Source organism: Rothia sp. P6271 (assembly GCF_048512995.1).
Lineage (GTDB): Bacteria > Actinomycetota > Actinomycetes > Actinomycetales > Micrococcaceae > Rothia.
This window is the reverse complement of record NZ_JBLXXV010000004.1, coordinates 50,677-63,661: the sequence shown is the minus strand read 5'-3', so window position 1 is coordinate 63,661 and position 12,985 is coordinate 50,677. Positions and strand designations below refer to the sequence as shown.

Annotated in this window: 12 protein-coding genes; 7 read left to right on the top strand and 5 right to left on the bottom strand. The window is 47.6% G+C overall.

The features are described from left to right. Positions 1–157: 157 nt before the first annotated feature. Together ACN08X_RS04720 and pta are read right to left on the bottom strand one after the other, a co-directional pair. Entirely contained in the window at positions 158–1,297 is a 1,140-nt protein-coding gene (locus ACN08X_RS04720) for an acetate/propionate family kinase (RefSeq protein WP_419108049.1), read from the bottom strand. A 117-nt stretch (positions 1,298–1,414) separates the two neighbouring features. Beyond that, complete coding sequence (gene pta, locus ACN08X_RS04715) at positions 1,415–3,526, bottom strand: phosphate acetyltransferase (RefSeq protein ID WP_419108048.1); 2,112 nt, start codon at positions 3,524–3,526, stop codon at positions 1,415–1,417. A 216-nt stretch (positions 3,527–3,742) separates the two neighbouring features. Between pta and ACN08X_RS04710 the strand changes: the two genes are divergently transcribed. Beyond that, positions 3,743–4,054 (top strand): thiamine-binding protein, encoded by a 312-nt coding sequence (locus tag ACN08X_RS04710; protein WP_419101174.1) that lies wholly within the window; start codon positions 3,743–3,745, stop codon positions 4,052–4,054. 336 nt (positions 4,055–4,390) lie between these two features. After that, positions 4,391–5,386: a hypothetical protein gene (locus ACN08X_RS04705; RefSeq protein WP_419108047.1), complete on the top strand. Its 996-nt coding sequence runs from the start codon at positions 4,391–4,393 to the stop codon at positions 5,384–5,386. 28 nt (positions 5,387–5,414) lie between these two features. Here the strand turns inward: ACN08X_RS04705 and ACN08X_RS04700 are convergent, their stop codons facing one another. Beyond that, a complete protein-coding gene (locus ACN08X_RS04700; RefSeq protein WP_419108046.1) occupies positions 5,415–6,008 on the bottom strand; it encodes a GNAT family N-acetyltransferase in 594 nt (197 codons plus the stop codon). A gap of 65 nt (positions 6,009–6,073) precedes the next feature. Between ACN08X_RS04700 and ACN08X_RS04695 the strand changes: the two genes are divergently transcribed. Beyond that, positions 6,074–6,955, top strand: coding sequence for a spermidine synthase (locus ACN08X_RS04695; protein ID WP_419108045.1), 882 nt, complete (start codon positions 6,074–6,076; stop codon positions 6,953–6,955). An 87-nt stretch (positions 6,956–7,042) separates the two neighbouring features. On the opposite strand, the gene ACN08X_RS04690 is transcribed toward ACN08X_RS04695, so the two are convergent. Then, the gene (locus tag ACN08X_RS04690; RefSeq protein WP_419108044.1) at positions 7,043–7,297 is read right to left on the bottom strand and encodes a hypothetical protein; all 255 of its coding nucleotides are present in this window, start codon (positions 7,295–7,297) and stop codon (positions 7,043–7,045) included. 147 nt (positions 7,298–7,444) lie between these two features. On the opposite strand from ACN08X_RS04690, the gene ACN08X_RS04685 reads away from it, so the two are divergent. Further along, positions 7,445–8,632 carry a polysaccharide pyruvyl transferase family protein gene (locus ACN08X_RS04685; RefSeq protein WP_419105803.1) on the top strand — a complete coding sequence of 396 codons (1,188 nt, stop codon included), beginning with the start codon at positions 7,445–7,447 and terminating at the stop codon, positions 8,630–8,632. A 75-nt stretch (positions 8,633–8,707) separates the two neighbouring features. On the opposite strand, the gene ACN08X_RS04680 is transcribed toward ACN08X_RS04685, so the two are convergent. Further along, the gene (locus tag ACN08X_RS04680; protein WP_419108043.1) at positions 8,708–10,180 is read right to left on the bottom strand and encodes an NCS2 family permease; all 1,473 of its coding nucleotides are present in this window, start codon (positions 10,178–10,180) and stop codon (positions 8,708–8,710) included. Positions 10,181–10,521: 341 nt separating this feature from the next. On the opposite strand from ACN08X_RS04680, the gene ACN08X_RS04675 reads away from it, so the two are divergent. The 3 genes from ACN08X_RS04675 (at position 10,522) to ACN08X_RS04665 (ending at position 12,973) form a co-directional block, all read left to right on the top strand. After that, on the top strand, positions 10,522–10,860 hold the full coding sequence (locus ACN08X_RS04675; protein ID WP_419108042.1) for a DUF2218 domain-containing protein: 339 nt from the start codon (positions 10,522–10,524) through the stop codon (positions 10,858–10,860). A 141-nt stretch (positions 10,861–11,001) separates the two neighbouring features. Continuing rightward, entirely contained in the window at positions 11,002–12,393 is a 1,392-nt protein-coding gene (gene uhpT / locus ACN08X_RS04670) for a hexose-6-phosphate:phosphate antiporter (protein ID WP_419108041.1), read from the top strand. A 205-nt stretch (positions 12,394–12,598) separates the two neighbouring features. Next, a complete protein-coding gene (locus tag ACN08X_RS04665; RefSeq protein ID WP_419108040.1) occupies positions 12,599–12,973 on the top strand; it encodes a hypothetical protein in 375 nt (124 codons plus the stop codon). Positions 12,974–12,985: the final 12 nt, after the last annotated feature.

Genomic DNA, 12,985 nt, shown 5'->3' with positions numbered 1-12,985 from the left:
TGGTTACTATAGTACGCATTATCGACGAGGAGAACCTCATCTTAGGGACGAATTAACGTCCGAAGCCGTTCCAGAGAAAACTGCAAAATACTCTGCGGGGCGTACCCATCATTGAGATGAGGGTACGCCCCGCAGAGTAGCTAGAACCGAAAAATAATTATGCTGAAGCTACAATGACTTCGGTTGCCTGAGCAATAGCCAACTCTTCATTGGTTGGAATAACAAGAACAGGAATAGCAGAATCTTCCGTGGAGATAATACGTGGATCATCACCGCGAACAAGATTTGCCTCAGAGTCAAGAGTGATACCCAGAGCACCCAATCGTTCGATAGTGAGCGCACGGAACTCAGAAGAGTTTTCGCCGATACCTGCAGTGAAAATAAGAGCTTGCATACCTCCAACAGCTACATGGTAACCGCCAATGTATTTAGCTAGACGGTAGGTTGTCATATCCAAAGCAAGTTTTGCTCGTTCATTGCCGTCCTTCATCGCATTAACAACTGCGCGCATATCATTATCTCCGGCAATCGCTAATAAGCCAGATTCTTTATTGAGAATCTGGTCCATACGCTCAGCAGTAAGCTCTGGATTACGCATCATCAAGGAGGTAAGAACAGAAGGATCGATATCACCGCTACGAGTGCCCATCACCAAGCCAGCAAGAGGGGTATAGCCCATAGAAGTATCTAGGCACTTACCGTGAGCAACAGCAGTAGTGGATGCACCGTTACCGAGGTGAGCAACAACAGCATTAAACTTTTCACGCTCAATACCAAGGAATTCTGCGGCGATACCAGTAACGTAATCGTGGCTGGTGCCGTGGAAACCGTAACGACGAACGCCATATTTTTCGTAGAACTCTTCTGGAACAGCGTAACGATACACATGTTCTGGCATGGTGGAGTGGAACGCATTATCAAAGACTGCCACCTGAGGAACACCAGGGTATGTTTCAGTCGCTGCTTTAATACCCAATACGTGTGCAGGATTGTGCAGAGGCGCTAGCGGGGATAAATCATCAATCTTTTGAAGAACTTCGTCATCGATAAGTACCGGTTCTGTGAAAATATCTCCGCCTTGAACAACACGATGTCCAATTGCTTGGATTTCACGACCGTGGAGAGGTTCCTTGAGATCTTCTGCCATGATGGCAAGAGCCTCTGTATGGCTTGGGATTTTAGTGCCAATGTTTTCGATGAGTCCTTTAGCGAGAACCTGCTCAGCTTCTGGCAAAGAGGTGTCACGTGCTTGATACTTGACGGATGATGAACCGCAGTTCACAACGAGAATAAGCAAAATATTTTCCTTTTCTATAGAGAATCTAAGGGGGTTGTGCAACAGCATATGCTGTTGCACAACCCTAACGCTTTAACGGGAAGCCTGCTATTTTGAGCAGATCCACCGTTGTACCTTTTAGAGAGTTTGAGCCTGAATTGCGGTGATAGCAACGGTGTTGATGATGTCATCAACGGTGCAACCACGAGAGAGGTCGTTGACAGGTTTACGTAGCCCCTGAAGTACCGGACCAACAGCAACGGCACCAGAAGTTTGCTGTACAGCCTTGTAGGTGTTGTTACCGGTGTTCAAATCGGGGAATACGAACACTGTTGCTTGGCCAGCAACTTTGGAGTCTGGCATCTTTGAAGAAGCGATAGACATATTAGATGCTGCATCGAACTGGATGGGCCCTTCAACCTCAAAGTCAGGGTTGTTTCCCTTGACGATTTCGGTTGCTTCACGTACGACCTCAACATCTGCTCCAGAACCGGATGTTCCGGTGGAGTAAGAGAGCATCGCAACCTTAGGTGTCACACCAAATTGACGGGCAGTTTCTGCTGAGGCTGTAGCAATATCAGCAAGCTGCTCTGCATTGGGGTTGGGGTTTACTGCGCAGTCGCCAAAGACGAGAACACGGTCTTCCATGAGCATGAGGAATACGGAAGAAACAATTTTAACGCCGGGGCGAGTTTTTACGAATTCAAGGGATGGACGGATGGTGTTTGCGGTGGTGTTAACAGCACCAGAGACCATACCGTCAACAATGCCCTTGTAGACGAGCATGGTGCCGAAGTACGAGGCATCTTGTTGCATACGGCCACGAGCTGCTTCAACCGTCATGCCTTTATGCGCGCGTAGCTGAGCATATTCTTGTGCAAAATCTTCGGTGTATTCATTATCGTTAAGGTCGATAATGCGGATGCCGTTCTTATCTTCTCCGGCAAGCGGAAGGTTGATGCCTTCAGCCTGGCAGATTTCAGAGATTTTTGCGGGATTACCGATGAGTACAAGATCACAGAAATCGCGCCGAGCAATAATCTCAGAGGCACGGAGGATACGTACATCATGGCCTTCGGGTAAGACAATGGTGCGACGGCTTTGGCGTGCTTTTTCAATGAGGTTATGCAAGAAGCGTAGCGGAGTCATGGATGCAGGACGCTCTAACTCGAGACGTTCAAGCAACTCATCAGGGTCTACAGAGCGGGACCATTCACCGAGTGCTGCAGCAATTTTACGAGGCTGTCCGTTAGAGAGTGAGCCTTCGACACGTGATACTGCTCGTCCTGATTGGAAGGTATCCATATTGGTTTCAAAGACAGGGAATGGAGCATTACTCATGAGGGAGCTAATGACAGTGTCATTTTTGACCTCAGAGAATCCGCCGGTGAGCAACATGCCAGCAGGAGCTGGGAATGTGGGGGAGAGAGCCGACGCAAGTGATGCAACAACAACATCAGTGCGGTCACCTGGGACAATGACGAAGTCTCCGTCAGTGAACTGGTCAAGGAAGTTTGCGACGGTCATTGCCGCAATTTTGACATCGTGAATATCGCGGTTGAGGTGCTCTTCATCGATTCCTTCAGCGGATAGTTCCAGTGCCGCCACCATTTCGGAGATTGAAGGTAGGGCAAGCTCAGGAATTTCTGGAAGAACGTAGACAGGGCGTTTTGAAGGACCGCGTTTGACGCTCTTGAGAATTTCCTCGCGTAATTCTGGTTTGCAACGGTTGACCATAATACCCAAAATGTCGACTTTGGCGTTGGTCAATTCGGTGCGTGCAACATCTACGGCGTTGACGATGTCTTGCACAGAGGATTCTTGTGCACCAACTATTGCGATAACGGGTAGCCCAAGATCGCGAGCGAACTGCACGTTGAGGTCGAATTCGACGGTGACTGCGTTGTGAGCCATGAGGTCAGTACCATCGACGATGATGACATCACATTCTGAGGCCATTTCTGCGTAGACAGATACTGCAATAGAGGACATTTCTTCGTGGTTGCCTTGAGCGAGAAGCTCACGGCAACGTTCGAGGGACACTCCTCCGCGGGCTTGTAGGCTGGTAAGCCCAAAGTTTTGCCGCATGAGGTTGAGCATTGGGTCTTGGGCTTCGGTTTGTCCATTGAAGACAGGGCGGAAGTAGCCGACTCGATCTGCACGTTTGATGAGGGAGTCTGCTAGACCTAAGCTCACCAAGGACTTGCCAGAAAGCGGGTTCATTGCTGAAAGGTAGATACCGGTTGTCATGTCTCGTTTCTACTATCTCTTGTACGTCCCGATGGTGGGGCGGATGTCACGGCACTCTTTTGTGTCGATAGTTCATTTGAATTTTATGCCTTAATAGGCGGGTGGTGGGGTAGATTAGTTCCCTCTGTGGGGTAACTCATGAGAATGTTCTATTTTTATGACGATGCTTTGACACGTGGTATTGAGTGTGTGTGTGATGTGTCGTAGGGTGAAAATATGTTATTTGCTTTTTCTGTTGCACCCACTGGTGGTGCCTATGAAGATGGTTCTGTCCATACTGCTGTTGCTCAGGCTGTGAAGATTGTGAATGAGTCTGGTTTGCCGAATGAGACGAATGCGATGTTCACCATTATTGAGGGTGAGTGGGATGAATGCATGGATGTTATTAAGCGTGCGACGGAGGCTGTTTCTGCTGTTGCTCCTCGAGTGTCTTTGGTGGTTAAAGCTGATATTCGCCCGGGGCATGATAGCGGTGAAATAACCGGTAAAGTGGAGCGTCTGAATAAGGCGTTGTCTCAGGAGAGTTAACTATTTTGGGTGGCTTTGTTGCCACGTGTGAGCGGTCTATTGTTCTTGACGAACGATAGGCCGCTTTTTTGTGGGTGTGGCATGAGGTGAAAATTTTACTAAAACGACATAAGTGCTTAAATATGCAACATATGTTGTAGATTTTTTATTTTCTATATACAGTAGGAATAGTTTCCCCAAGTTAAACCAATGTTTTTAAATGTTTTTAATTTTATTCTGTATATTTTTTCGCCTATTTGAAGTGTCTTCATAACGCACAAACCGTAGAAGAACACCCCAGGGCCTGCGCCATCTTCCCCCATATGCGCAACCCCACACTAATAGAAGCCCCCTCCTATGAAAAATATTGACTCTTACCTCTCAACACTATTTTCCGAATACCCACCAACCCCAGCGTTTAAACATGCCAAAAAACGACTCCGACTACGCATGAAAAAACGCCTAAAAACACTCATCAAACACGGTAAAACACCCAGCGAAGCACAAAACATCGTCATAGCAGAGCACAGCTCCTTAGAAGCTCTAGCCGATGAACTCAACATCGCAGAAGAAATCATCTCTTATAGAACGGGCAAAAGCTTTTACGGAATTGCTCAACCCATGTACTCCCTCGTCACCCAAGAATGCGCCCAAAAATATTCTCGGGCACTCAAAGAAAGCTCCGCCCAAAGAGCAACAGGAACCATCTTCTTTATCCTCGGATTAGCTTTCTTCCTGCTCTGCGTCTCAATCTGCGGAGAACACCATACCGTATCAATACCCCTTGCAACGTTAGGGCTTATCCTCTGTATCGTAATAGGCCGCTTCTTGCTCCATCGGGTCAAAAAATACATGAGCCCCTTTAGCATGGTCGAAGAATACGGTTTCATGGCAGACCCAGCCGTCAAACAATGGGCGCATGAACAAGAACAAGAACAGAAAAAACATACGCGCACCCCCAAAATTGCCGGTGTACTACTTATCGCAACCTCACCCATCGGCGTCATCGCTCCTGCTCTCTTAACGGATAATCATCGAGTATCCGCCGCGGGGCTTGCCCTGTTACTTTGTATGGTTGCTGCGGGCGTATGGATCATCATATTCTGCTCCTGGGCAACAAGAGCCGCCGACACTATCTGCGTACTATCTCAAGATTGGGGAGATGACACAACGCGCCCTACGCCCTTACTGCACCTTTTAAGGAAAGCATACTGGGGTATCGTCATCATCATTTTCTTACTCTGGGGATTTGTAGGAAAACGATGGACAGAAGCATGGATTGTTTTTCCCGTGGCAGCAATTTTGTGCTGTGCTTTGGACGATATTGTCTGCTGCGGTAAAAAGAAAAAATAACCTCGCTATTCTAAGGGCTCGAGATGCCTTAAACAGAAGTGTGATTCTCTGTTATGTCTATCCCTCGAAACATACGTCCTACGCGCATACTCTGCCCCTCGGGGTTATGCCAGGACCCCAAACAAGTCAAAGAAAACCCCTCATGGCTAAAACCATTCTTCTCATAGAAGCGTTGTGCCTTCGCGTTACCTTCGACAATGTGCAGATACGCTGGTTCACCCGATACGAGAACAGCATCCAAAAGTGCCTGACCCAGCCCGTGCCCCTGAGCCTGCTCAAGAGTATATAACTGAACTAGCTCACGAGAACCAGCAGGAACCTGTGCAAAATCAAGTTCACTCTCCCACGGCAATGGACCCAAACGAGATAACCCAAAACCTACTGGATGTGAAAAATCTGCAGAAGTATCGTACGCAAGAAAAGCGCGCGACTGAGCAGAAGAAACATTGTCCAAAAATTCCTCAACTAGCTCATCACGAGAATCATACTGACGCTGCATAAAGCCGTCATCCCCATAACCAGCATAAGTTTGGGCTAAACACTTTAACTGTAAATCAACATACACATCTGCATCTTCAACAGTGGCAGGAATAAGCCTATACTGACGGTGAATGATTTCCACGAACATCGTCCTTATCTCATGGGTAGATTGCTGATAGATACCCTCAACACTGTACCCTTAAACCTGTGGCTAGACGCAGAAGAAAAACAAAGAACACCGCAACAGACCAAAGCACGCTTGTCGAAGGAAAATACCCCATCTCTACAGGGGTAGCGGAACTCATTGAAGATGACTACACTCCCGGTGGATGGGTCCTTGAAATCAACGGTATGGAATCATCACATATCGTCTTAGACGATCCCAGAGCACTGGACTTTGAATATATGCGATGGATAGCTGCCGCCGTCGAAACCTATGCAGAAAGTACCCTAGACACCGAAAAATTGCGTTTAACACACCTCGGCGGAGGGGCGTGCTCCATGGCACGCTACTTTGTGGACGTTTACCCAAAATCACGCAATACGGTGGTAGAACTTGACGCAAAACTCGCAGAATACGTACGCCAGTGGTTCTCACTACCGCAAGCACCGCAGCTTAAAATACGAGTAGGCGAAGCGCGAGCTGTGACAGAAACGTTTACCGCCCAATCGCGTGACATCATCATTCGTGATGTTTTTGCCGGATACATCACCCCCGAACCGCTCACAACACTAGAATTCACGCGCATCGCCTCAGAATCCCTATCGCACAAGGGTCTATACATTATTAACTGTGGTGACTACCCAGAACTCTTAGGGGCAAAAGCAGAAGCTGCCGCTATCGCAGAAGTCTTTGAACATACCTGCATTATTGCTGACCCTGCCATGCTCAAAGGCCGCAGGCGAGGCAACATCATTATTGCTGGTGCTCACTCTCCGCTGCCATTAGACGGCGAATATCTTGCCACCCAACTGACCAAGAGACTCCTTGGCGGTGCCGTACCAGCACAATATAAAGATGACCGCTGGGTACGAAAATTTGCACAAGGTGCAGCCCCTCGCCACGATAAGCCGGTGACGGAAAACTAGTTTTATACGAGGAAGACAGAGGGTGCTCACCAGCTAACTGGTGAGCACCCTCTGTCTGATATGTCACTATAAAACTTTTAGTCAACTTTAAAAAAGCTGATGGGTGTTGTGCCCTTTTGTCCAAGGCATACGAGAATGAAATCTGAAATAGGCAAAAGTGTAAACAACTGCAGAAAAAATACCGCAGACAACAAGAATGAAAAATGTTGTTTTGAGGATAGCGGCCATACTCTGTAACTCCATGCCAGAGCGCCCAGTCACCATAATCGCCACAGCGATTGCAACCATAAAAGAAACAATCGCAAGGTTTCGGGGGAGTCTTTCTACTGTTTTCCGAGACATAAAAACCTCCTTGAGATGTAACTAAACTAACATTACACGAGGCTTTTAGTCAACCTACTTAGTATTTTCTTCTGGTGCCAACATCCACTACCATAAGAAACCTTCCGCCTATTTACCGGCACAAACAAAGACGAGTAAGGTAGTACCGTGAAAAAAATTCTGCAACAAATCCCCGGGTTCTCCACACCAAAAAACACCACCGAAGAACACCGCCACGAAAACACCGCCACCACACACCAACCAGAAGAAGCCCCCATCTACCTCATCTCCATGGCAGGCTACCCCAACTACGGCGACGAACTCATCACCCGCAGATGGCTCGAATTCTTTGCAGAACACAAACCCAACACCGAAATCTGGCTCGACGTTCGCGAACCCGGAACAGCCAGCGCCCTCTTCAAAAACATCCACCCCAAACTCCACATTGTCAACACTGTATTCCGCGCCATCTTCGAATACGAACACAACCTCAACCGCCACCCCAGCGAACTCATCAAAACACTCGGCTCACCACGCTTCGACGCAGGACTACTCCAACTACGCAGAGCCGGAACCATACATCTGCTCGGCGGCGGATTCATCAACAGTGTCTGGCCATCCAACGCCCTCATCATCGAAACCATGCAAGCAACAGCCCAAGAAACCGGAGCGCGACTCATCGCCACCGGACAAGGACTCATGCCACGCATCACCGAAAACTTCACCGGATTCTCACACATCAGCGTACGAGACACCCCCAGCTCCTACGCCCTAGGCATTACCCGCGGACTCGACGACGCCTACCTCATCAACCCCAACACCCTCACCCAAAACACCGCAGAATTCTCACCAGAGAACACGCAGCTCTACCTCTGCGTCCAAAACGACGCCGTAGAAGACGGACAACACCAACGAATGCTCAACTTCGTCCGCGCACAAGTCAAAAAACTCGACATACCCCGCGACAACATCCACTACGTCGAAGCAATCCCCGGCGCCGACTACACCGGATACGAAGCACTACAAGACATTGTTAACCCCCACGGATTCATCTCCTTCCAACAATTCTGGGACGAAGACTTCACTTTCTCACCAGAACAACTCTGGATAACCAGCCGATTCCACCACCACCTCATGGCATCTCTCGCCGGCGCCCGCGGAATCGCATTGAGTGGAAAACCCGACTATTATGACGTCAAACATCAGTCCCTCCTAGAACTAGGAAGCCATTGGAAACTTTCTGGCGCAGATTCCCAAGAACTCTACAACTGGAGCGACTTCACTGCGCCCGAAGATATGACTCGACACGTCCACACTAAATATCAACAAGCTTGCACACTATATAGCGTTGGATAACTCATAAAGAACAATGGGGGCTCGATAGCGGTATGCTATCGAGCCCCCATTGTGTATGAAGAGCACTTCTAATAACTAGTGGAGTACACCTTCAATGACGCCCATGCTGAAGTAGAGGACAAAAGCACCAGCAACTGCATACATAAGCGGGTGAATATCACGAGTGCGTCCCTGAACCAGACGAATGAAAACGTAGCAAATGAATCCGGCACCAATACCATCGGCGATGGAATAGGTGAAAGGCATCATAATAATCGTCAAAAATGCTGGAATACCAAGACCCCAGTCTGCCCAATCAATATGAACAGCTTGGCGGACCATCAAGAAACCAACAACAACCAATGCTGGGGCAACAGCTTCAAAGGGAACAATATTAACTAGTGGAGAAATAAAGATCGCAAGTAAGAACATCGCACCGGTGATGAGGTTGGCAAAACCAGTACGAGCACCGTCGCCGATACCTGTTGCTGATTCAACATAAATCTGGTGAGAGGAGCTCGAAGCACCACCACCTACAACAGAACCCAACGCATCAACGAGAAGAACCTGATTGATTCCTTCAATCTTTCCATCTTTGCTGAGAGTTCCATTCTCAGCAGCAAGACCAACAGAAGTCCCCATTGCATCAAAGAAAACTGCCAGCAAGATAGAGAATACAAGCAAAGATGCCGCAGCACCGCTGAGTGAACGGAACGCACCAAAAAGGTCAGCCGAACCGATGAGAGAAAGATCTGGCAAGCTAAACCAATGAGGTGGAACACTTGGAACCATCAAAGACCAGCCAGTGGGGGAATCAAGAGAAGAACCGGAAGGCGCAATGGTCTCAAGGAAAATAGATAACGCTGTTGATGCAACTACCGAAATCAGAATTGCTCCACGAACATTGCGAATAAAAAGTGCAATAGTAAGGAACAATCCGAAAAGGAATACGACAGTTGGCCAGCCCATAAGATGACCGCCAACACCGAAAGAGACAGGAACAGTTGTTCCTGCTGTGTCTGGCATACGGCGTACAATACCTGCTTCAACTAATCCGATAAAAGCAATAAATATACCGATACCAACAACAATAGCCGTTTTAAGGCTTTGCGGTACCGCGTTAAAAACAGCAGTCCGGAAACCAGTAAGCACCAGCAAAAGCATGATAATACCCGCCCAAACAACAAGCCCCATAATTTGGGGCCATGTAAGGTTCGGGGTGGTTGCAATAGTAGAGGCAAGGAGCGCATTAACGCCTAATCCTGCTGCCATGGCAAAGGGCTGGCGCGCCCAAATGCCCATGACAATGGTCATGATGCCAGCAATGAGAGACGTAACAGCTGCTACCTTCTCTGGTCCGAGGACATTACCTGCAGAATCTGCTCCAGTACCAATAATGAGGGGATTAAGTACCACGATGTAGCTCATGGCGAAGAAGGTTGCGAAACCACCTCGAATTTCTGTTCCGAAGGTAGAGCCTCGCTCGGTAATTTTGAAGAAACGGTCTAACCCATTAGTAGGGGTGGGTGCCGATGCGGATGCGTGAGCCGCGGTGTTCTCAGAAGACATTCGTTGAATCCGTAGTTACTCTCGTGTGAATGGGGATTAAAAGCCCCAAAAATGAAGAAAGCGTTAACGATGCGCAAATACGCAATGTCAACGCTGATAATTACCTGATAATAATACGTCTTGAGATGCTATATGTGTGGTAAAACCTGCCGTAATTTTCGAGAAAAACCTTAACAAAAATGCAGTAATGTTTTCAAAGGGTGCTTCACCAGAGGATTACTTGGAACAAAGCTATAGAATTCACAGCAAATCCAGGGTTACTTTCGGCATTGCCAGACTGTTAGTGTAGACGAGAAGAAAAACCGTTAGTTGATTGATGACGTACCCTGAAGGACACCCTCGTGAGTGTATATCCTACTATTGTAGAGATGGCATATTCTGCCCAAGCTGTTGTTGAGACTTCTCGGCCTGCACGATACGCAAAACAGCTGATATCGCATATGTGCCATAAAGTCCCTTGTGAAGAAATAGTTGATGGCCATCGAATCACTTTCAACCGAGAAGGTATTTTTAGTGGTTATGGTGATGTTCTCGTGACAGATATTGCTGGAGAAACGAAACTGGTTCTATGGGCGTATGCAGAGGACGAAGAGCGCTTAGAACGTGTCAAAGGTATTCTTGTACGTCATCTTGAGCGATTTGGAGAACGCGAAGGACTTACTGCTCAATTTAATAACTGAGAATATGTCGTAATGTCTTGTCAGAGATGTGAACAAAAGTTCATTTGACAAGGTGTTTTGACGAAATATCGTATTTAATAAATCCTAAATCATTGAATACCGTTCACTCGAACGATATTTGTATCATTTAGGAGGAACACCATGCTGGATTTCTTCGCAATCCGCAAAGCCCCACCGTCTGGCCTATCTACCAGCGAACAACGCAAACTCTGGCTCCGAGAATTCCTTAAAGCCTTCTTCGTTGTGTTCTTGGTGTACATGTCAATGTACCTGATTCGCAACAACTTTAAAGCCGCTCAACCGCTCCTTAAAGAAGAATATGGGCTAAGCACCCTCGAACTGGGCTATATTGGTCTAGCGTTCTCTATTACCTATGGTTTAGGGAAAACCCTTGTTGGGTATTTTGTAGACGGCAGAAATTCTAAACGTATTGTTTCTGCCCTACTCGTCTCTGCCTCCCTCATGGTTCTGCTCATGGGACTATTACTGAGCGCATTCGGCTCTGTCATCGGTATCTTTGTGGTGCTATGGGGGCTCAATGGTGTCTTCCAGTCTGCTGGTGGACCTGCCTCATACTCGACTATTTCACGGTGGACGCCCCGCGAAAAACGAGGACGTTACCTCGGCTTCTGGAATGCTTCACATAATATTGGTGGCGCTATTGCTGGTGGTCTTGCCCTATGGGGAGCTAACGTCTTCTTCAACGGCCACGTTGTTGGTATGTTCATTTTCCCTGCGCTGATTGGACTCGCTATTGGTATCGCAGGTCTTTTCATCGGAAAAGACGACCCCGAGGAGCTTGGCTGGAACCGTTCAGAAGAAATATTTGACGAACCCATTGAAGAAGAGAACACCCAATCTGAGTCTTTGACCAAATGGCAGATTTTTACCACCTATGTTCTCAAAAACCCGTGGATTTGGATTCTATGTACTTCAAATATCTTCGTTTATATCGTGCGTATCGGCATTGATAACTGGGCGCCACTATATGTGAGTGAAGAACTGAACTTTAGCACTTCAGACGCGGTAAACACGATTTTCTTCTTTGAGATTGGTGCCCTTGTCGCAAGTATGTCGTGGGGCTACATCTCTGACCTGCTCAAAGGACGCCGTGCACTGGTCTCTGTTGGTTGCCTCTTCCTCATCTTCTTCGCCGTCGGACTCTATAAGAATGCGCATAGTGTTACAGAAGTTAACATTGCCCTCTTCTGTTTAGGTGCGCTCATCTTTGGTCCACAGTTACTGATTGGTGTTTCCTTGGTGGGCTTCGTCCCTAAACGTGCAGTGAGTGTAGCAAACGGCATGAGCGGTACTTTCGCATATCTTCTAGGGGACTCGATGGCAAAAGTTGGTCTGGCTGCCATCGCTGATCCTGAACGTTCTGGCCTTACTGTTTTTGGCCATGTGCTACACGGCTGGGACTCTGTGTTCACCGTATTCTATGCTGCCTTGATCATCGGGATTATCCTTCTGGGCATCGTTGCTTATGGTGAAGAACGCAAGATTCGTCGTTTACAAAAAGTTGAGCAATAAACAGGCTTATCTCTGATAAAAAGCGGTGTTGTTGTGATGAAATCTCATCACAACAACACCGCTTTTACTATCCGGGGAAACCTGCCGAGTACACGTTTTATCTTTGCTATTTTTTAGAATGCAGAGCGAGTTGAGCACCCTAACACTAAAAAAATAAATATTATGAATACGTAATATGCCGTTGTATCTCCATAGGAATAAGCCGATGACTAGCCGTATTCGTGGAATAATCCTCATTGCCCTTGCCTCAATTGTAGGGTTGATCATGCTCTTAAACCCCCTCACTAATGTTCTAGAATCAGCTCAGCTCTTTTGGGTTTTCCTCACCTATACGTGGTTCGCTCTCGCCATACTTCTGAGTATCATCTATGTCTTCACAGAGACACTAAAACTCGGACCAAACATTCCCCTAGCAGTCTCCCTGCTGCTTGGCGGAGCTGTCTCTATGCTTACAACGGCTTTTGCCCGCCAGACAGAAAACACCATCTCTATGGTGTTCTCAATTCTCTGGTTGCTTGCCTTTTGCCTCATCGGAATTATCGAGTTCAGGCAACGCTCTCGCACTAATCAGTCATTTTAAATAAGCCCAAGA

What these genes read in the sequence shown, in the direction of transcription:
- pta (WP_419108048.1), bottom strand. Translation starts at nt 3,526, where the DNA reads ATGACAACCGGTATCTACCTTTCAGCAATGAACCCGCTTTCTGGCAAG.
- ACN08X_RS04710 (WP_419101174.1), top strand. Translation starts at nt 3,743, where the DNA reads ATGTTATTTGCTTTTTCTGTTGCACCCACTGGTGGTGCCTATGAAGAT.
- ACN08X_RS04705 (WP_419108047.1), top strand. Translation starts at nt 4,391, where the DNA reads ATGAAAAATATTGACTCTTACCTCTCAACACTATTTTCCGAATACCCA.
- ACN08X_RS04690 (WP_419108044.1), bottom strand. Translation starts at nt 7,297, where the DNA reads ATGTCTCGGAAAACAGTAGAAAGACTCCCCCGAAACCTTGCGATTGTT.
- ACN08X_RS04680 (WP_419108043.1), bottom strand. Translation starts at nt 10,180, where the DNA reads ATGTCTTCTGAGAACACCGCGGCTCACGCATCCGCATCGGCACCCACC.
- uhpT (WP_419108041.1), top strand. Translation starts at nt 11,002, where the DNA reads ATGCTGGATTTCTTCGCAATCCGCAAAGCCCCACCGTCTGGCCTATCT.
- ACN08X_RS04665 (WP_419108040.1), top strand. Translation starts at nt 12,599, where the DNA reads ATGACTAGCCGTATTCGTGGAATAATCCTCATTGCCCTTGCCTCAATT.